This window comes from Alcanivorax sediminis (assembly GCF_009601165.1).
Lineage (GTDB): Bacteria > Pseudomonadota > Gammaproteobacteria > Pseudomonadales > Alcanivoracaceae > Alcanivorax > Alcanivorax sediminis.
In genome coordinates this window covers 1,328,681-1,347,198 of sequence record NZ_WIRE01000001.1, presented here as the reverse complement: position 1 = coordinate 1,347,198, position 18,518 = coordinate 1,328,681, and the positions used below count along the sequence as shown (strand labels likewise).

At 59.6% G+C, this 18,518-nt stretch carries 16 protein-coding genes; 2 read left to right on the top strand and 14 right to left on the bottom strand.

Translation table 11 applies throughout. From position 1 onward, the window contains the following. Positions 1 to 5: 5 nt before the first annotated feature. The 13 genes from GFN93_RS06075 to GFN93_RS06015 all read right to left on the bottom strand — a co-directional run bounded on the left by GFN93_RS06075 (position 6) and on the right by GFN93_RS06015 (position 15,609). Positions 6 to 1,568 carry an alkaline phosphatase gene (locus GFN93_RS06075; RefSeq protein ID WP_194285752.1) on the bottom strand — a complete coding sequence of 521 codons (1,563 nt, stop codon included), beginning with the start codon at positions 1,566 to 1,568 and terminating at the stop codon, positions 6 to 8. A gap of 181 nt (positions 1,569 to 1,749) precedes the next feature. Continuing rightward, positions 1,750 to 3,042, bottom strand: a complete 1,293-nt coding sequence (locus GFN93_RS06070; protein WP_153499793.1) for an adenylosuccinate synthase — start codon at positions 3,040 to 3,042, stop codon at positions 1,750 to 1,752. A gap of 145 nt (positions 3,043 to 3,187) precedes the next feature. After that, positions 3,188 to 4,360, bottom strand: coding sequence for an ATP phosphoribosyltransferase regulatory subunit (locus GFN93_RS06065; RefSeq protein ID WP_153499791.1), 1,173 nt, complete (start codon positions 4,358 to 4,360; stop codon positions 3,188 to 3,190). Between the two features lie 70 nt (positions 4,361 to 4,430). Further along, the gene (locus GFN93_RS06060) at positions 4,431 to 4,616 is read right to left on the bottom strand and encodes a DUF2065 domain-containing protein (protein ID WP_153499790.1); all 186 of its coding nucleotides are present in this window, start codon (positions 4,614 to 4,616) and stop codon (positions 4,431 to 4,433) included. Between the two features lie 269 nt (positions 4,617 to 4,885). Beyond that, positions 4,886 to 5,944: a protease modulator HflC gene (gene hflC, locus GFN93_RS06055; protein WP_153499788.1), complete on the bottom strand. Its 1,059-nt coding sequence runs from the start codon at positions 5,942 to 5,944 to the stop codon at positions 4,886 to 4,888. Beyond that, positions 5,944 to 7,110: an FtsH protease activity modulator HflK gene (gene hflK / locus GFN93_RS06050; RefSeq protein ID WP_153499787.1), complete on the bottom strand. Its 1,167-nt coding sequence runs from the start codon at positions 7,108 to 7,110 to the stop codon at positions 5,944 to 5,946. The genes hflC and hflK overlap by 1 nt, the downstream gene beginning before the upstream one ends. 46 nt (positions 7,111 to 7,156) lie before the next feature. After that, a complete protein-coding gene (gene hflX / locus GFN93_RS06045) occupies positions 7,157 to 8,536 on the bottom strand; it encodes a ribosome rescue GTPase HflX (RefSeq protein ID WP_153499785.1) in 1,380 nt (459 codons plus the stop codon). Between the two features lie 259 nt (positions 8,537 to 8,795). Beyond that, complete coding sequence (gene hfq, locus GFN93_RS06040) at positions 8,796 to 9,077, bottom strand: RNA chaperone Hfq (RefSeq protein ID WP_153499783.1); 282 nt, start codon at positions 9,075 to 9,077, stop codon at positions 8,796 to 8,798. Between the two features lie 243 nt (positions 9,078 to 9,320). Then, entirely contained in the window at positions 9,321 to 10,343 is a 1,023-nt protein-coding gene (gene miaA / locus GFN93_RS06035; RefSeq protein WP_153499782.1) for a tRNA (adenosine(37)-N6)-dimethylallyltransferase MiaA, read from the bottom strand. Next, on the bottom strand, positions 10,344 to 12,176 hold the full coding sequence (mutL, locus tag GFN93_RS06030) for a DNA mismatch repair endonuclease MutL (RefSeq protein WP_153499780.1): 1,833 nt from the start codon (positions 12,174 to 12,176) through the stop codon (positions 10,344 to 10,346). A gap of 87 nt (positions 12,177 to 12,263) precedes the next feature. Continuing rightward, positions 12,264 to 13,607, bottom strand: coding sequence for an N-acetylmuramoyl-L-alanine amidase (locus GFN93_RS06025; RefSeq protein ID WP_407921799.1), 1,344 nt, complete (start codon positions 13,605 to 13,607; stop codon positions 12,264 to 12,266). Positions 13,608 to 13,638: 31 nt separating this feature from the next. Continuing rightward, complete coding sequence (gene tsaE, locus GFN93_RS06020) at positions 13,639 to 14,103, bottom strand: tRNA (adenosine(37)-N6)-threonylcarbamoyltransferase complex ATPase subunit type 1 TsaE (protein ID WP_153499777.1); 465 nt, start codon at positions 14,101 to 14,103, stop codon at positions 13,639 to 13,641. After that, positions 14,104 to 15,609: an NAD(P)H-hydrate dehydratase gene (locus GFN93_RS06015; protein WP_153499775.1), complete on the bottom strand. Its 1,506-nt coding sequence runs from the start codon at positions 15,607 to 15,609 to the stop codon at positions 14,104 to 14,106. Between the two features lie 98 nt (positions 15,610 to 15,707). Here GFN93_RS06015 and queG point away from each other — a divergent pair, with 98 nt between their 5' ends. Beyond that, positions 15,708 to 16,754 (top strand): tRNA epoxyqueuosine(34) reductase QueG, encoded by a 1,047-nt coding sequence (gene queG, locus GFN93_RS06010; protein ID WP_153499773.1) that lies wholly within the window; start codon positions 15,708 to 15,710, stop codon positions 16,752 to 16,754. Positions 16,755 to 16,843: 89 nt separating this feature from the next. Here queG and orn read toward each other — a convergent pair whose 3' ends face one another. Further along, positions 16,844 to 17,389, bottom strand: coding sequence for an oligoribonuclease (gene orn, locus GFN93_RS06005; protein ID WP_153499771.1), 546 nt, complete (start codon positions 17,387 to 17,389; stop codon positions 16,844 to 16,846). A gap of 83 nt (positions 17,390 to 17,472) precedes the next feature. On the opposite strand from orn, the gene rsgA reads away from it, so the two are divergent. Continuing rightward, complete coding sequence (rsgA, locus tag GFN93_RS06000; protein WP_153501852.1) at positions 17,473 to 18,504, top strand: small ribosomal subunit biogenesis GTPase RsgA; 1,032 nt, start codon at positions 17,473 to 17,475, stop codon at positions 18,502 to 18,504. Positions 18,505 to 18,518 lie beyond the last annotated feature (14 nt).

Sequence of the window (18,518 nt, the reverse complement as noted above, 5' to 3'; positions counted from 1 at the left end):
TCTCCTTACTTCCCGGGTGAGACGACGGCAGCGCGGGCCATGATATGGAACAGGGCGTTCTGTTCGATGGTGCCTTGCACCAACCAGGCCCCAGCCCCCACCGCATGCAGGGAAATATCCTCTCCGGCATGAGTCTCAGATCCCATCGGCACCAACGCCTCCTGGTGATACCCCGGTGCTTCAACATCGATACCGGAAATATCCTTGCGCCCGGCATCTGCCGCACTCGCGTAACGGGCATCCGCATCGGTTTCATCACCGAGGTCCGCAAAGCCAAGACCATTGGTATAGCCAAGAGTGGTATACGGCATGCCGTCGCCAGCTTGAGCTGCCCCCTCTTCCGGGGCACCACTACCATCATTGGTAACCACCCGACCCAGAATCGGATTCCCCTTGGTAGGGTAACCAGCAATGGTGAACACATGACTGTGGTCCGCAGTCACCAGGATCAGGGTTTCGTCCAGGTTCACCGCATCCACCGCCGCCTGAACTGCGTCGGAAAACGCCACGGCATCATGCAAGGCGTTGTAAGCGTTACCGGCGTGGTGCGCGTGATCGATGCGGCCCGACTCCACCATCAGGAAGAAGCCCTTGTCATTTTTCTCCAGCACCTGAATGGCGGACTCGGTCATCTCGGCAATGGTGGGCTCGTCGCTGCCAGAGGCTGCGCGGTCAGCGTCATAACTCATGTGTGAGGAAGTGAACAAACCCATCAGCTTGTCCGTCGAGGTCAAATCCTGTGCTGCCAGCTCCGTACCGTTCTGCAGATAGGCCACCTGCACATCAGCGCCTTCGTAACGCTGCTGCCACTCTACCGTCAGGTCGCGGCCATCCTGGCGCTTACCGCCTTCTTCACTGGGCAGGAAATGACGACGACCACCACCAAGGATCACATCAATGCCATCGCCATAGCCGTAAGAAACCAGCTGATCGGCGATATCCTTGCAACCGTTCTCCCTGGCCTCTTCGGTCAGACCATCATCTGACTCCCAGTTACGCTCCGGCACCCGCGCATAGGTTGCCGCCGGGGTCGCATGGGTCACTCGAGCGGTACTGATGATGCCGGTGGAGCGGCCAGTAATTTCCATCAGGTCCAGAAAGGTATTCAGCTCATTACCCTTGGAGGAAGCGCAATCGGCACGCAGGCCTTTGCTGCTGATATTGATCATGCCGGCCTTGTTCTTCACGCCACTCATCATGGCCGTCATGGTGCCGGCGGAGTCCGGGGTCTGCTGGTTGGTGTTATAGGTTTTCACCAAAGCACTGTAGGGGAACGCTTCAAAGGACAGCAGATTTTCCTCACCGTCTTCGCCAGCCATCTGCCCCTGCAGAATACGGGCGGCCGTCAGGGTGGAAATGCCCATGCCATCCCCCACAAACAGGATGACATTCTTGGCGCGATTCGATTCGCGCATAAGCTCCACTTTTTCGGCCATTCTGGTTTCGCCGTCCGCAAACCAGTCACTGGAAGACTGATACGCCGGCAAAGCCACACTCCCTGCATTGGCAGCCGCCATAACGCCTGCCGCCAGCCCGGTGAGAGCCAGTTTGAAAACACGCTGAGACATGATTTATCCCCAATAGATGTTCTGCTTTGAGGGCACCATCTAATAGGGAGTTTGTTGCACTATGACTTCAGAAAAACGGCAATGCCGTGATTTGTGACGTCAGTTCAGGAAGCGGGCTGAGGCCGCAGAGGAGACAAACACTCGCGCAATAAAAAAGGCGGCTTGCGCCGCCTTTTATTGATCAAGCGAACGGGTGCCGCTTGATGATGGTTTCCACCCGATCCGGGCCGGTAGAAATGATGTCGATCGGTGCGCCGGTCACTTCCTCGATACGCTTGAGGTAGGCCTGGGCGTTGGCAGGAAGATCCTCAACGGCTTTCACGCCCAGAGTGGATTCGCTCCAGCCCGGCAGAGTTTCATACACCGGCCTCACTTCTTCATAGCTGTCCGCATCCCATGCACACGCCAGAGAGTTCCCCTCCGCATCCTGGTAGCCAATGCAGATATTCACTTCTTCCAGACCATCCAGCACGTCCAACTTGGTCAGGCACAGGCCAGAGATGGAGTTGATCTGGATGGAGCGCTTGAGTGCCACCGCATCGAACCAGCCACAACGACGGGCACGGCCAGTGGTGGAACCGAACTCATGACCTTTCTCGGCCAGGTAGCGACCATTCTCGTCGAACAGCTCGGTGGGGAACGGGCCACTGCCCACGCGAGTGGTGTAAGCCTTGGTGATACCCAGCACGTAATCAAGATAAAGGGGGCCAACACCGGTGCCAGTAGCCGTGCCACCTGCGGTAGTGTTGGAGCTGGTTACATAGGGATAGGTGCCGTGATCGATATCCAGCAACGTACCCTGGGCCCCCTCGAACATGATGTTCTCGCCGCGCTCCCGGGCTTCGTGCAGTACTGCGGTCACATCGGTCACCATCCCGCGCACTTCTTCACCCAGCTTGAGGGTTTCATCCAGCGTCTGCTGGAAATCTACAGGCTCGGCGTTGTAGTACTGGCGCAGCACAAAGTTGTGGTAATCCATCACCTCGCCGAGCTTGGCAGCGAAACGCTCGCGGTGGTAGATGTCACCCAGACGCAGACCTCGGCGAGCCACCTTGTCCTCGTAGGCCGGACCAATACCACGACCGGTTGTGCCAATCTTCTTGCTGCCACGGGCCGCCTCACGCGCCTGATCCAGCGCCACGTGCACCGGCAGGATCAGCGGACAGGAGGCAGACAGACGCAGACGCTCGCGCACCGGCACGCCATTCTCTTCCAGGCCAGCAATCTCTTTCAGCAACGCGTCCAGAGCCAGCACCACACCATTACCGATCAGGCACTGCACGTCTTCGCGCAGAATACCGGAGGGAATCAGGTGGAGGACGGTTTTCTTGCCGTCGATCACCAAGGTATGCCCGGCGTTATGGCCGCCCTGAAAGCGGGCCACCAGAGAGGCCTGGTCGGTGAGCAGATCCACGATCTTGCCCTTGCCTTCATCACCCCACTGGGTGCCGAGAATGACTACGTTCTTACCCATGATTGCTAGCTGCCATGTTGAATTAACGCTGCACGCATCACGCTTCCCGTGACACGCTTTACCGTAACGCGGCACAGGCATTCGCCTGCACCGCCACAATCACAACGACGAACACGGACGCTCGCCCGTTTCCGCCCTGCAAATGTTATAGATCCTTGATCACCCAGCCGTCGTCGGCCTGGATCAGTTTCCGCTGACACCCGAGCACTTGAGGATCGTTATCCGCGCCCGCCAGGGCCAGCACCACTCGCTCACCTTGCTCACGCAGGGCGGCGACAGCGGCGGCGAAGTTGGCATCACGCAACGAGCCTTCCGCCAGAATGCCGCTGGCTTTATCCGCCTTTACATGGGCGGCCAGCATTTTCAGATCGGCACTGAAACCCGTAGCGGGCCGAGCCCGACCGAACACTTCACCGATATGGTCATAACGACCACCCTTGGCAAGAGGCTCACTCTCACCGGGAAGGTAAGCGGCAAAAACGCAGCCGGTATGGTAGTGATAACCGCGCAATTCGCCCAGATCCAGATGCAGATTGACGCCGTTGCCGGCCAGCACCGCGACCAGCTCACTCAGCTCGGCCAGGGCATCCATCGCAGCCGGAAACTCCCCAAGCAGGGCTCGCGCCTGATCCAGCACGGATGCATCGCCCGCCAGCCAAGGCAGCGCCAGCAAGGCATCCCCCGCCTTGCCCGGCAAATTACGCGCCTGCACAAAGGTCTCCAGCTCGACGCGGCCCTTGCGTACGTAAATGTCTTCCAACTGGTACTGCTCAGCCTCACTGAGGTCGCAAGCTTCCAGCAACCCCCGGAACAGCCCCACATGCCCCAGATCAAGAACAATGGACTGATCCACGCCGGCTAGCCGGAGGGTTTCCAGCAACAGGGAAATCACTTCAAGATCGCTGTCTGCACCCGCATGGCCAAATAACTCGACGCCAATCTGGTATGGAAGACGGGTACCACCGGCCACGGCCGGGCGAGTCCGCAGTGCACTGGAGCAATAGCACAGCCGGGTCGGCGCATTCTGGCGCAGGCTGTGGGCATCCATGCGTGCCACCTGGGGAGTGATATCTGCACGCACCCCCATGAGGCGGCCGGTCAGTTGATCGGTAATCTTGAACGTTTCGCGTTCCAGGTCGCGTCCTGCACCATTGAGCAGGGACTCGAGGAACTCGATCAGTGGCGGGAACACCAGTTCGTAGCCCCACTGCTGATACAGATCCAGTGTACGGCGGCGCAGTTGTTCAATTGCGCGGGCGCGGCCGGGCAGAACCTCTTCCACCCCATCGGGCAGCAGCCACTGTGCTTCCTGATTCATTTCTTCACCATGTTCGGGGTGTTGAAAACGCCGTCTCCAGCCTTTCCAGACCGCCTTGAAGCCAAGCCAGTTACAGGCCTGCCAACAGGCCGGCGCCCAACACCATCAGCACCAGCCCAAGAATTCTCAGTGTCCGCCCAGGCATCCGGGCCACCTGCAACGCCGCCGCACGGGCACGCTCGGGAGCCAGGAAGAGTGGAATGCCCTCTATGACCAACACCAGGCATAACGCCTTGATCAACAAGCTAAAATCCATCATTCCTGCCAGACAACAGCCACAAAAAAACCGGGAGCGGTGCCCCCGGTTGCGGCATTCTACCACGGGTTCCCGGCGTCTGACAGTTTCAACATGACCGCCTGCATTTCCGGCAAAACCACCCTTTCATAGGCGCACTCTCACCGCTACCCGCACGAGGCTTCCACTACTTCGCGGAGAGCCTTTGCATGCCCGCCTGTCTGCTGCGGTCGCGAAGCAACCCCAAAAAAAAGCCCCGCAGATGCGGGGCTTTTTTTGGCCTCGGACAATTACTGTCCTTTGGCTCCCTTCATATAGCGGAAGAAATCGCTGTCCGGCTCCAGAATCAGCACATCTTCCGGGTCCTTGAAGCTTTCCTTGTAGGCCTGAAGGCTGCGATAGAACCGGAAGAATTCCTTGTCCTGGTTATAAGCACCAGCGTAGATGGATGCGGCCAGCGCATCCCCTTCACCACGGATCGCCTGGGACTTGCGATAGGCATCCGCCAGAATCTCGGTACGCTGGCGATCGGCTCCGGCGCGGATCTTCTCGGCTTCCTCCCGGCCCTGAGAGCGATGTGCCGCCGCATCACGCTGACGTTCCGCACGCATACGATCAAATACGCGACCACGGACCTGGTCTGGCCAGTCCACCTGCTTGACGCGGATATCGACGACTTCGATGCCAAGGTCTTCCATGGTGGACTTGTTCACTTCCTCACGGACCTGATCCATCAGCGCTTCACGCTGATCGGAGGCTGCAGAACCGGCAGCTTGTGAGTCCGTTTCGTCCCCCTTTCCCGCCTTGGTCAGGATCGACTCATCCAGCTGATCCGTGGGCACCTCGGTGGTTTCACCTGTTGCCGGATCCCGAATGATCGCCTTGCCGTCTTCAACGGCTTCCACGTCACTTTCACCGGCAACGACCTGGAACACGGTGCGAGAAGCAAACTCATTTCTCAGTGCCTCGTTGACACGCGGATCGAGCAGCTGACGGGCGCGGTCTTCCATGATCTGCGGGTTGGAGGAACCGCCGCCCACACTCACAATGTAGCGCTGGACATTGTTGATCCGCCACACCACGAACGCATCCACGTTGAGCAATTTCTTCTCGGCAGTCAGGAAGGCCTGGGTGGGCACGTCATACACCAGCGCACGGCTGTCTACCTTGACCACCTCTGACACAAACGGCCATTTGAAATAAATACCCGGCGCCATGTCGGCCAGCTTGATACGACTGAATTCCTTGAGTACGGCTTTTTCGGTCTGCTTCACAATATAGAAGGAGTCCAACGCCAATAGCGCCGCTACGCCTGCCGCCAGAAGCGCGAACCATCCACGATTATTCATTAGCGCAACCCCTGGTTCTGTGTGCTGTACAGGCTGCGGCTGCCACTGCGGCCACTGCCCCCGTCATCTGCCCCGGCGCTGGCTGGCGCATTACGCTGGGCACCGCCCTGGGCGCTGCTGTCAGAACCCTTGGCAGCGTTGTTCTTCATCAACTGCTCAAGAGGCAGGTAGATCAGACTGTTGCCGTTATCCACATCGACCAGCACCTTGCTGGTGGCGCCGTAGACCTGGGTCATGGCTTCAATATAGAGACGCTCACGGGTCACATCCGGTGCCTTGCGGTATTCGGTCAGCAGATCGTTGAAGCGATCCGCATCACCACTGGCACGATCCACTGCCTGCTGCTTGTAAGCTTCCGCTTCTTCGGTTACGCGGCGCGCTTCACCTCGCGCCTGCGGAATCACCGCATTGCGATAGGCTTCGGCTTCGTTACGGAAGCGGTCTTCATCTTCCTTGGCCTTGGATACATCGTCGAAGGCGTCACGCACCGCGTTAGGGGCTTCCGTCTTGTCCAGCACGACCTGGCGCAGCACAAGGCCAGTGTCGTAACGATTCAGGTAATCCGCCAGACGCTCACGAACCTGCAACGGGATGGCTTCCCGGTTGTCCTTGAGTACATCATCCATGGAGGACGCACCCACAACATGACGCAACGCTGAGCTGGTCGCGTGCTCCAGGATGGCTTCAGGCTGCGCCACCTTGAGAAGGAACGGGCGCGGATCCAGAACCTGGTACTGCACCTGCAGGGTCACGCTGACAATGTTGGTGTCTTTGGTCAGCATCTCTTCGGTGATTTCGAAGCGACGATTCTGCCCCACATCCACCTTTTCATACTGTTCGAAAATCGGCGCACGCCAGTTAAGGCCCGGCTCGACAATACGATCGAATTTACCGAAGCGAAGCACTACTGCACGCTCGCGCTGATCAACCTGGAACCAGCCCACAAAGCCGTATACCAGAGCCGCCACCACAATGGCGATAACAACCACCGGCCAGGGAGAGCCTCCACCAGAGTTGCCGCCCTTACCGCCGCCCTTGCTGCCAAAGACGTTGTTGATCTTGTCCTTGAGGTTTTTCAGGGCCTCATCAAGATCCGGGGGACCTTGATCGCCGCCACCACCCCAAGGGTCTTTCGGCTTGTTACCGCCGGGTTCATTCCACGCCATGTAGCTCTCCAATCCGTTCGGGCTTCGTGCCCTCCGGCATGTTAAGTTAGCCCGCCTTCGGCGAGCGTTCTGAATTGTAGGAAGGGCTGCCATCCCCTGCAACCGAACCCGCCCCATCCGGGGCCGGCACCACCAGTTCATCTTCTCGGAGCCCCTGTTCACGCAACAGACGCTCGAAATGCACGCGATTCACGTTGATTCGCAGCAGCATGCTGCCATCCACGGCGGCCTGCTCATCCAGCACCTCGCCAGCCTCATGCAGGCGAGCCCTTAACCGACCCGCATGGGCAGGCAATCGCACCCAACAATCGACCCACCCTGCCGCCAGACGTTCCGCAATGGCCTCAAACAGCAGGTCAAAGCCGTCACCGGTCTGGGCGGAAATCCACACGCGCCAGGGCTGACCATGCTCATCACGATCAATGCGGGGCGATTCTTCGAGGTTGTCTACCTTGTTGTAGACATGCAGCACCGGCAATTTGTCACCACCGATTTCTTCCAGCACCTCGTTGACCGCCTCCACGTTGCTGTCTCGCTCTTCCGCACTGCAGTCTGTCACATGCAGCAGCAAGGTGGCGTTAACGGTTTCTTCCAGTGTGGCCCGGAATGCCTGCACCAGACGGTGCGGCAAGTGGCGAATAAAACCTACGGTATCCGCCAGGATGGCCGGACCGACGCCAGGCACCTTGACCTTGCGCAGGGTTGGGTCGAGGGTCGCGAACAACTGGTCCGCCACATAGACGTCGCCGGTGGTGATGGCATTGAACAGGGTGGACTTGCCGGCATTGGTATAACCCACCAGCGAGATCAGCGGTGTTTCAGAACGCTGCCGTGCCCGGCGCCCCTGGGCGCGCTGCTTGCGTACTTTTTCGAGACGGGACTCAATGGCGCGAATCCGATCGCGCAGAAGACGCCGGTCCGTTTCCAGCTGGGTTTCGCCCGGGCCGCGCAGACCGATGCCCCCTTTCTGACGCTCAAGGTGAGTCCAGCCACGCACCAGTCGCGTGGAAAGATGACGCAGCTGGGCCAGTTCCACCTGCAGGCGCCCCTCATGGGTACGGGCACGCTGGGCAAAGATATCCAGAATCAGGCCGGTTCGATCCAGTACTCGACACTTCACCGCACGCTCCAGGTTTCGCTCCTGGGCCGGGCTCAGCGCATGGTTAAACAGCACCACGTCGGCTTCGTTGTCCTTTACCAGCTGGGCCAGTTCGTCGGTCTTGCCGGTACCGATAAAGAGCGCAGGATCAGGGCGATCGCGCTTGCCGGTCAACTCGACCACGGGTTCCACACCACTGGAGGTCACCAGATGATGAAATTCATCCAGGTCTTCACGCCCCATGGCATCCGGCAAGTCCAGATGGACCAGAATGGCCTTCTCACCGGCGCCAGTGCGCGATTGTTCTGTGCGATCAAATAAGTCCATAGAGACCTGATATGGGGATGGATATGCAGATTGTAAACCAGCAAGGCCAAAAAGGCAGGGAATAGAGAGTGCCGAGGCCCGATAAATGGGCGCTCTTGGGCAAACGACGGGCCTGGAGCCACTCCCGATGAACTTCGGATAAGCTACCACTGCCATCGTTAACGCGCCATCGATTGTACGAGCCGTGTTGCGGCCATGAAGCAGACCCACAAAAAAAGCCACCCGAAGGTGGCTTTCATTGAGGCAAAGGTGCAACGGCTTACTGGTTGCCGTAGCCCTCACCTGCCGGCGCAGTGCCACCGGTTCCCGCAGCCATGGCCGGGTTACCACCGGCGCGGGGGTTACGGGCAGGCACTACGGTGGAAATCGCGTGCTTGTATACCATCTGGCTGACAGCGTTCTTCAGCAGAACAACATATTGGTCGAAGGATTCGATCTGACCCTGCAGCTTGATGCCGTTAACCAGAAAGATCGAAACCGGAATCCGTTCCTTACGCAGAGCGTTCAGGAAAGGGTCTTGTAAAGAATGCCCCTTAGACATGGCAAGTCTCCTTGAAATTACAGTAAAAAGTGGTGCCCAGCACTTCGGGCAATCAGCGCGGTTTGCGACAATGAAACCGTCCCGAACGGCCACTGCCTGCCTGATCCGCAATCAGGCATCTTTTCGTCAACAACCCGGCCCCATTGGTTCCGGGTGACGACTATATGGGAGGGGGATAATGATTTCACAAGCCCCCCAGCCCTAATTCCCAAGCATTATAGAATAAAAATGCGGCAGACGGCTTTAACTAAACACAGATTTACAGATCTTCGCAAGCTGGCCGTAAAGCGCATTGCGCTGCTGCTCATTATTACTGTCGAACCATTCCAGATTGGGCCATTTTCTTAGCCAGGTGTACTGTCTTTTGGCCAGCTGGCGGGTTGCGATCACCCCCCTCTGGACCATTTCTTGTTCGTCGTACTCGCCGTTCAGGTAATCCCACACCTGCCGATACCCCACCGCTTTAATGGCTGGGAGGTCACGGTGCACGCCCGGCATCGCAGCCAGCGCCTTCACTTCACATACCAGTCCGGCAGCCAACATAGCGTCAAAACGACGGGCAATCATGGCATGAAGCCAGCTGCGATCCTCTGGCGCCAGCGCCGCACTGTAAACCGGCCAGGGCAATCCACTGAACCGGCTTAAACCATCGCTGCCCAATGTGACAGCGGTATGATGCTCTGCATGAAACGCTGACAGGGGGCGCCCTGTGATGCGATACACCTCCAGGGCACGCTGCAATCGCTGCCGATCAGTGGGTTTTAGCCTTGCTGCCGTAACCGGATCCACCGCTTGCAGTACAGCATGCACCGCCGGCCAACCCTCACGGGCCGCCAGCGCAGCGATATCCTCGCGAACCGCTTCATCCGCCTCAGGTAATGACGCCAGTCCTTCCACCAGCGCCTTGAAATAAAGAATGGTTCCCCCCACGAGCAGAGGCAGTTTGCCATTATCGTGGACAGCGCGAATCTCCCGAATGGCATCAGCGCGAAAATCTGCCGCCGAATAGGGTTCGGTCAAATCCCTAAACCCCAGCAGCCGATGCGGCGCCAGCGCCAGCTCCTCCGGGGTCGGCCTGGCCGCACCGATATCCAGCTGCCGGTACACCAGAGCCGAATCCACATTGATGATTTCTACTGGCAGGTTTTTTGCCGCCTCGATGGCCAGGGCAGTCTTTCCCGAACAGGTTGGCCCCATCAGCAGGATGACCGGCAAGGCAGCGGGGGGTTCGTGTCCGGCGTCAGGCGTCCGGCGTCCGGCCTCCATTCACTGCCCCCGCATGAACAGGCGATCCAGATCCTTGAGACTCATCTGGGTCCAGGTCGGCCTACCATGGTTGCACTGCCCTGAGCGTTCGGTGGCCTCCATGTCGCGTAGCAGGGCATTCATTTCCGGGATGGTCAGACGACGATTGGCTCGCACACTGCCGTGACAGGCCATGGTCGACAGCAGCTCATCCAGCTTTTGTTCAATTCGCTCGCTACTCCCTTGCGCCAGCAAGTCCGACAGCACATCACGCACCATCGCCTCACTGTCGCTGTTGCGCAGCATGGCCGGCACCTCGCGCACCACCAGCGTCTCCGGCCCTGCCCGCTCGACCACAAAACCCAGACGGGAAAACACCTCGGGCTGCTCTTCAGCAAAGTCCGCTTCCCGCGAGGAAACGGCCAATGACACGGGCACCAGCAACGGCTGGCTGCGCACCTTGTCATCGGACCAGCTTTGCTTGAGGCGCTCGTAGGTGATTCGCTCATGGGCGGCGTGCATGTCCACCACGACCATGCCGTGCTGGTTTTCCGCGAGAATAAAAATGCCGTGCAGCTGGGCCACGGCATACCCCAGAGGCGGCACCGTTTCATCGTCACTGGCCGGAGGCATCACGGCTGAAGGGGCATCCTCAACCTGACGCTGCACCAGCGCGCCGTAGGCATCGGCCTGACGCATACCCTGGCCGTAGCCAAAGCCGCTGCCATAGGAGGCGGGTGGCGTGTACGGACGACCTGACGGCGCAGACAGGGACATGCTGCCCTGGCTCGGCTCACTCAACGGCATGGACAGATCGTCTTCCACCACCGCCGGGGCCTGCTCCTGCCCTGGTCGCACCTCGGCAATAGCACGATGCAGCGAACTGTACAGGAAGCCATGCACCATACGTTGCTCACGGAAGCGCACTTCGTGTTTGGTGGGATGCACGTTCACATCCACCATGGCCGGGTCCAGTTCCAGGAACAGCACATAGGCCGGATGGCGGCCATGATAGAGCACATCGGCGTAGGCCTGACGCACCGCGTGATTCACCACCTTGTCGCGGATAACCCGGCCATTCACGTAGAAATATTGCAGGTCCGCCTGGGAGCGGGAAAACGTGGGCAGGCCCATCCAGCCATGCAGGCGAATGCCGTCGCGTTCCACATCCACCGGGATAGCCTGCTCAATGAACCCCTTGCCGCACAACTTGGCGACCCGCGCCGCTCGCAGGGTATCGTCCAGCCCCGCCGGTAACTGATGAATCACTTTCTGGTTATGGGTCAAGCGAAAGGCGGTATTGAATTCACTCAGGGCAATGCGGCGAAACACTTCCTCAAGGTGATTGAATTCCGTCTTCTCTGTGCGCAGAAAGCGCCGCCGGGCCGGGGTATTGAAGAACAGGTCGCGCATGGTCACGGTAGTGCCACGGGGATGGCCCGCCGGTGTGACCGTGGGCGCCATATCGCGCCCCTCCACCTGAACCTGCCAGCCTTCCGCTTCACCTTCCACATTGCTCGCCAGGGTCAGCCGCGATACCGAACTGATCGCCGCCAGCGCTTCGCCGCGAAAGCCCAGCGTGCCGATGGCCTCAAGATCGTCCAGCCCGCGAATCTTGCTGGTGGCATGACGGGACAACGCCAGAGGCAGATCCTCCCGCTCGATACCGTGCCCATTATCCCGCACCCGCAGCAGCTTCACCCCGCCTTGCTCCACATCCACGTTGATGGATTCGGAGCCAGCATCGAGGGCGTTCTCCAGCAGTTCCTTGAGCACGGACGCGGGGCGCTCCACCACCTCACCGGCAGCGATCTGGTTAGCAAGACGGGAATCCAGCAGCTGAATCTTGGACAAAACAAATCCTTGATGAAGTCATTCATCGCTGGCCCTGTAAAACGGTTGAGGGACCAGCGTGAAACGTGATGCGTGAAAGAGGCGCCTTCAGGAGCGAGGAATTTTCAGCACCTGACCCACCATGATGCGATCGCCACGAATGTCGTTGGCAGAACGGATCGACTGCTCGGTGACGCTGTACTGGCGAGCAATTTCCGACAGTGTATCACCGGGCTGAATCCGATACTCCTCACCCTGCTCACGACGCTGGGCGGCGTACCAGCTATTTGGCGCGGGATGGGAGCGGAAGTAATCGTCGATGCCAGCCAATACCGCCCTGGCCAGTTTGGTCTGGTGCGCGGAAGAGCGCAGGTTACGCTCTTCCGTGGGATTGGAAATAAAGCCTGTCTCCACCAGGATGGACACCATTTCCGGCTCTTTTAGCACCGCAAAACCAGCCTGTTCCACTTTGTCACGGTTACCGTGCAACTTGGTGACCTTGCCCATTTCTCGCAGCACTTGCCGCCCCAGATACAAGCTTCCGGCCATGGAGCCATTCATCTGCAGATCCGCCAGCACGCTGAGGAGTGAGCTATCGTCCTCCTCCTCTTCATAGACCCCGGCAACACGGTCAGATTCGTTGGCAATCTTGGCAAGGAACCGCGCCTTGGCACTGGTTGCACCCCGGTTGGAAAGCGCAAACACCGAGGCCCCATGCGCACGGGAGTCGTTGAAGGCATCCGCATGGATGGAGATAAACACATCGGCCTGATGTTTCTGGCGAGCGATCTTGCGGCGCTCGGCCAGCGGCACATAGTAATCACCGTCCCGCACCATGACGGCCCGCATGCCAGCCTGGTCATTGATCAACTTCTCCAGCTTCTTGGCAATCTGCAGCACCACGGTTTTTTCCCAGGTGCCACTGGGGCCGCGCGCGCCGGGATCTTCTCCCCCATGACCGGCATCAATCGCCACGATCATCAGACGCTGCTGGTCCCGGGTGGTCTTCTTCACTTCGGGTGCCTTGGCCTGTTGTTGTGCTGGCGCGGCAGCCGTGGAGCTTGCGGTAGTGGCCGAGTCAGTCAGGGACTTGTCAAACAGATCCACCACCAGACGCCAGCCGTGGGGCTCGATGGGTTTCAGCAAGTTGGTGCGGGTACGCACCCCTTCGCGCATGTCGAAAACGACACGGGTCTTGTCAGCATGTTCGCCCACACGAATGTTGGCGATAGGGCTGCTGGCGTAATCCAGTGAATTGATGTCGAAGTCCAGCTTGGCATCCTGCAGATCCAGCACAATACGATCCGGGTTGGCCAGCTTGTCGAGTTTGTGATCCACCGGCGCGGGCAGATCGAACACGATGCGTGTGTGATCCGGCGCGCGGTGCAGACGCACCGAGTCGATATTTTCTTTTGCCACCAGCAAGGGACTGAATAGCCAGCCGGCCACCATCAGCAGCACCGGCAGGAGATGATTTTTATTGTCAGTGCGTCGTGTCATAGGCCCATTCCAGGGTCGCTTTTCTTCCGTGGCCGTCCACGGCCAGTGTAATGGTCAAATCCGGTTTCGGCACCACTCCGGCACCGCGTTCCGGCCACTCCAGCAGGCAAAGGTCGCCGGAGGAAAAATAATCCCGTATCCCGATCAGCTCCAGTTCTTCCGGATCCGCCAGACGATACAGGTCAAAGTGATAAATATTGACGCCAGCCAGCTCGTAGGGTTCCACAATAGTGTAAGTGGGACTCTTGACGGCGCCCTCGTGCCCCATACCGCGAAGGATACCGCGAACCAGCGTGGTTTTCCCGGCCCCAAGATCACCCTGCAAATAGACACAGGCGCCGTCTGCCGTTTCCTGAAGCAAACGGCGGGCCAGTTGCGCCCCCAGCGCCAGTGTGGCCGCTTCATCCGGCAGATCAACCTGTTCAACGGGCACAGGACTTTCCTTCATTCAGTTTCTCTCTACCTTCAAGCTCTCTATCTTCAAATTCAGTCTCAGCGCCTCCAGCAAATCTGTGGCCAGCAAGCCGAGCTCACCTTTATCACGGGCGCAGCTATCGGCTGCGCGGGCATGCAGCATGGCGCCAAACCGGGCTGCATCATACCCGCTTAGGCCCTGAGCGCGCAGGGCCGCGACGACACCGGTCAGCACATCGCCCATGCCGCCACTGGCCATACCCGGGTTGCCCTCAGTGATGAGAGCCCGACCGGCATCGCCCTGCACCAGGGTACCAAGCCCCTTCAGAAGCACCGTGCCGCCATAACGGGCGTGCAGACTTTCCAGGGTGGCAAAACGGTCATGCTGGATGGCGGCACTATCGGCCTTCAGCAACCGGGCAGCCTCCCCCGGATGCGGGGTCAGCACCCAATCGGCGGCGCCCACATTATCCATGTCGGCGAGCAGGTTGAGCGCGTCCGCATCCATCACCAGGGGCTTGCCACTGCTCATGGCCAACTCCAGCAGCCCTTTGCCCCAGTCATCCCTGCCCAGGCCCGGGCCGACAGCAATGACCGTAGCCGCTTCTATTAAAGACTGTGCCTGGGCCGGTTCGTTCACGCCGCGGGCCATGACCTCCGGTTGGCGTGCAATCATCATCACCACATGCTCGGGCCGCGTGATCAGGCTGACCTTGCCAGCCCCGCAGCGAGCGGCCGCCTGGGCTGACATGATCGGCGCACCGGCAAAGCCATGGTCACCGCCGATGACCAGCACATGACCGTAACGCCCCTTGTGGCCATCCAGACGCCGGGGCGGCAGGCTGGCCAACAGCGCCGTTGGGGTGGGAACAAGACAATCTGCGGGCACCTGCTGGTAGACATCCCGCGGCACCTGCAGATCGGCAAACTGCAACTCGCCGGTGTACACGGGCCCCTGCCCGGTCAGCAAACCACGCTTGAGACCAATAAAGGTACAGGTCAAATCCGCCCGCAGCACGGCCCCCAACGGCATGCCGGTGTCCGCGCTGAGTCCGGAGGGAATATCCAGTGCCAGCCGGGGCACGATCAGCGCATCCAGGGCCGTCAGCACACGGGCCGCCTCATCACTAAGCGACGCTGACAGACCGGTGCCGAACAGGCCGTCCACCAGCACATCGGCCTGCACCGGCAGCGCCTCCACAGACAGTGGCTGCATGGGAATGTGCAATGCCCGGCAGCGCTCCGCCATGGTCAAGGCATCCCCGGAGAGTGAGTCGGGGGATTTGAGAAAGTGAATGCGAGGCTGCAACCCGGCATCGTGGGCCAGCGCCGCCACCACATAGCCATCGCCGCCGTTGTTGCCACCGCCACACAGCACCGCAATGTGTCGCGCCTCCGGCCAGCGCTCACACAGGGCGTTGAAAGCAGCCTGACCGGCCCGCTGCATCAGCGCCGCTCCCGGTGTTCCTGCCGCAATGGCCAGCCGATCCAGCTCACGGGTTTGTGCAGCGGTATAAAGCGCGGTTGGCAGTGCTGTCATGTTACCCTTCGCCTCTGACGTAGCATGGCGCCGTTCAAAAATCTGCGCCGTGTGTATTTTCCGCATTATACCCACGGGACCGGGCCGTTCAGAAACCCATGGATCTGCATCAGCTGAAGGAAAGAATCCAGCAATGGGGCCGTGAACTCGGCTTCCAGCAGATTGGTATTGCCGACACCGACCTCTCTGCCGCAGAAGCTGACCTGAAAGCCTGGCTGGCGAAAGGCTATCAGGGGCAAATGGCATGGATGGCAGCCCACGGCAACAAGCGTTTCCGCCCTGAGGAGCTGGAGCCAGGCACCCTGCGGGTCATTTCCGCCCGCATGGACTACCTGCCACCGGACACGGCACCTGTGAAGATGCTGCAGGCGAAAGACAAGGCGTACGTCTCCCGCTATGCCCTGGGCCGTGACTACCACAAACTGATTCGCAAACGGCTGGCCACCCTGGCGGCAAGAATCCGCGCAGAAGTCGGCGACAGCGAGCTGGCCCGGGCCTTTGTGGACAGCGCACCGGTGATGGAAAAACCACTGGCCGCCAAGGCCGGGCTTGGCTGGCAGGGAAAGCACACACTCGTTCTGAATCGCGAGGCCGGCAGCTGGTTTTTTCTCGGCGAAATCTACACTGACATCCCCCTGCCGGTGGATCAGCCCGGTGAAGATCACTGCGGCAAGTGCAGGGCCTGTATCACGGTATGCCCCACCGATGCCATCGTCGCGCCCTACCAACTGGACGCTCGCCGCTGCATTTCCTACCTGACCATTGAGCACGACGGCAGCATCCCGAAAGACCTCCGTCCCGGTATCGGCAATCGTATCTTCGGCTGCGATGACTGCCAGCTGATGTGCCCCTGGAATCGTTTCGCCCAGCACACCGGCGAAACCGACTTCCACCCCCGCCATGGGCTGGGTGACAGTGATCTGGCGACGCTGTTTGGATGGAGTGAAGATGAGTTTCTTGAGCGAACCGCCGGTTCAGCCATTCGCCGGGCGGGCTATGCCAAGTGGCTAAGGAATATCGCAGTAGCGCTGGGCAATGCCCCCACGTCAGAAGACGTGATCCAGGCTCTCAATGAAAGGCGGGAATATCCGGACGAGACCGTGCGGGAACATGTGCAGTGGGCGCTGGAACAGCATAGAAAATAGTTACGAGTAACGAGTTTCGAAAGTCAAAACCCGATTGCTTCGATGTTTCAGGTTTTCGCCACTCGAAACTCGTCACTCGCAACTGCTATTCAGGCGTCAATAAAATGCTCACGGTAATACTGCAGCTCGGCGATGGATTCGCGAATGTCGTCCAACGCCAGGTGTTTGCCTTCCTTCTTGAACCCTTCCAGGATTTCCGGTTTCCAGCGCCGCGCCAGTTCCTTGAGCGTTGACACATCCAGATTGCGGTAGTGGAAATAGGCTTCCAGCTCCTGCATGTAGTTGGCCAGGAACCGGCGGTCCTGGCAGATGCTGTTGCCACACATGGGTGACATGCCCGGCTCCACGTACTCACGCAGGAAGTCGATGGTCTGGGCCTGGGCCTGCATCTCACTGATGCGGCTTTCCTGCACCCGCTTCACCAGCCCGGAATTGTTGTGATGCTCGGTGTTCCACTCGTCCATGGCGTCCAGCAGCTCATCACTCTGATGCACCGCCAGCACCGGCCCTTCCGCCAGCACATTGAGCTGGGAGTCCGTGACGATAGTGGCAATTTCAATGATGCGATCGTTTTCCGGGCTCAGGCCGGTCATTTCCAGATCGATCCAGATCAGATTGTTGCGCTTGTCGGTCATGGGCAGGCTCATCTCTTCGCTACGCGGGTGATGGAGGCCATGGTAGCATGGCCCAAACTCAATATCGGAATGAAACCCTCACCTTGGCCAAACGTAACCTCAATCGTCGTCAGCGCTGGCGTATCGAAAAGATCCAGGCGGAAAAGCGCGAGCGCGCCCAGAAACGTAATGAGCAGCTTGAAGAGCTGGTTGCCGACGATCTGGGCGACGAGCAGATCGGCATCATCACCGCGCACTTTGGCCAACAGGTGCAGGTGGAAAGCCCTGATGGCGAAAGCCGGCGCTGCCACTTCCGCGCCACGCTGGAACAACTGGTGGTGGGCGACCGGGTGATTTGGCAGCCCCCTAAAAGCGAAGGCCTCGGCGTGGTGGTGGCTATCGAGCCTCGCGAAACCGTGCTCAAGCGCCCGGATCCCTACGGCAACCTCAAGCCGGTGGCGGCCAACGTAGAGCAGATGCTGGTGGTATTTGCCCCCCTGCCCACCCCGTCCAGCACCCTGCTGGATCGCTACCTGGTGGCGGCAGAGCTCTCCGAAATCCCGGCAACACTGGTACTCAACAAGGCCGACCTGATCGACGAAGCGCTTCGCCCCTTTATTGATGACATGAAAGCCATGTATGAACAGCTGGGTTATCCGGTGATGGAGCTGAGCGCCCATGAACCTGAGGGGCTGGCCCCGCTGCATGACGCCCTGAAGGGAAAGATCAGCGTATTCGTCGGGCAATCCGGGGTCGGCAAGTCCTCACTGGTGAATGCAGTGCTGCCCGAGGCCGAACTGGATGTGGGTGATCTGTCCGCCAATTCCGGGCTGGGCCAGCACACCACGGTGACCGCCCGCCTGTTCCACCTGCCCACCGGCGGCGAGCTGATCGACTCACCCGGTATCCGTGAATTCGGCCTCTGGCACATCAGCGAGGACGAGCTGCTTCACGGCTACCGGGAGCTTTCCGAACTGGCAGGACACTGCAAATTCCGCAACTGCTCCCATCGCAACGAGCCCGGCTGCGCCTTCCTCGAAGCCGCCGAGAGCGGCGCCATCAGCGAAGAGCGACTGGACAACTTTTACCAGATCGCCGACACGCTGGATGAAGAAGGGCGAGAGAGGTACCAGTGAAAAGTGAACAGTTA

Bases quoted from the DNA above. Each gene is read 5' to 3' on its own strand.
- GFN93_RS06075 (WP_194285752.1), bottom strand. From the start codon at position 1,568: ATGTCTCAGCGTGTTTTCAAACTGGCTCTCACCGGGCTGGCGGCAGGC.
- GFN93_RS06070 (WP_153499793.1), bottom strand. From the start codon at position 3,042: ATGGGTAAGAACGTAGTCATTCTCGGCACCCAGTGGGGTGATGAAGGC.
- GFN93_RS06065 (WP_153499791.1), bottom strand. From the start codon at position 4,360: ATGAATCAGGAAGCACAGTGGCTGCTGCCCGATGGGGTGGAAGAGGTT.
- GFN93_RS06060 (WP_153499790.1), bottom strand. From the start codon at position 4,616: ATGGATTTTAGCTTGTTGATCAAGGCGTTATGCCTGGTGTTGGTCATA.
- hflC (WP_153499788.1), bottom strand. From the start codon at position 5,944: ATGAATAATCGTGGATGGTTCGCGCTTCTGGCGGCAGGCGTAGCGGCG.
- hflK (WP_153499787.1), bottom strand. From the start codon at position 7,110: ATGGCGTGGAATGAACCCGGCGGTAACAAGCCGAAAGACCCTTGGGGT.
- hflX (WP_153499785.1), bottom strand. From the start codon at position 8,536: ATGGACTTATTTGATCGCACAGAACAATCGCGCACTGGCGCCGGTGAG.
- hfq (WP_153499783.1), bottom strand. From the start codon at position 9,077: ATGTCTAAGGGGCATTCTTTACAAGACCCTTTCCTGAACGCTCTGCGT.
- miaA (WP_153499782.1), bottom strand. From the start codon at position 10,343: ATGGAGGCCGGACGCCGGACGCCTGACGCCGGACACGAACCCCCCGCT.
- GFN93_RS06025 (WP_407921799.1), bottom strand. From the start codon at position 13,607: ATGGTGGCCGGCTGGCTATTCAGTCCCTTGCTGGTGGCAAAAGAAAAT.
- tsaE (WP_153499777.1), bottom strand. From the start codon at position 14,103: ATGAAGGAAAGTCCTGTGCCCGTTGAACAGGTTGATCTGCCGGATGAA.
- GFN93_RS06015 (WP_153499775.1), bottom strand. From the start codon at position 15,609: ATGACAGCACTGCCAACCGCGCTTTATACCGCTGCACAAACCCGTGAG.
- queG (WP_153499773.1), top strand. From the start codon at position 15,708: ATGGATCTGCATCAGCTGAAGGAAAGAATCCAGCAATGGGGCCGTGAA.
- orn (WP_153499771.1), bottom strand. From the start codon at position 17,389: ATGACCGACAAGCGCAACAATCTGATCTGGATCGATCTGGAAATGACC.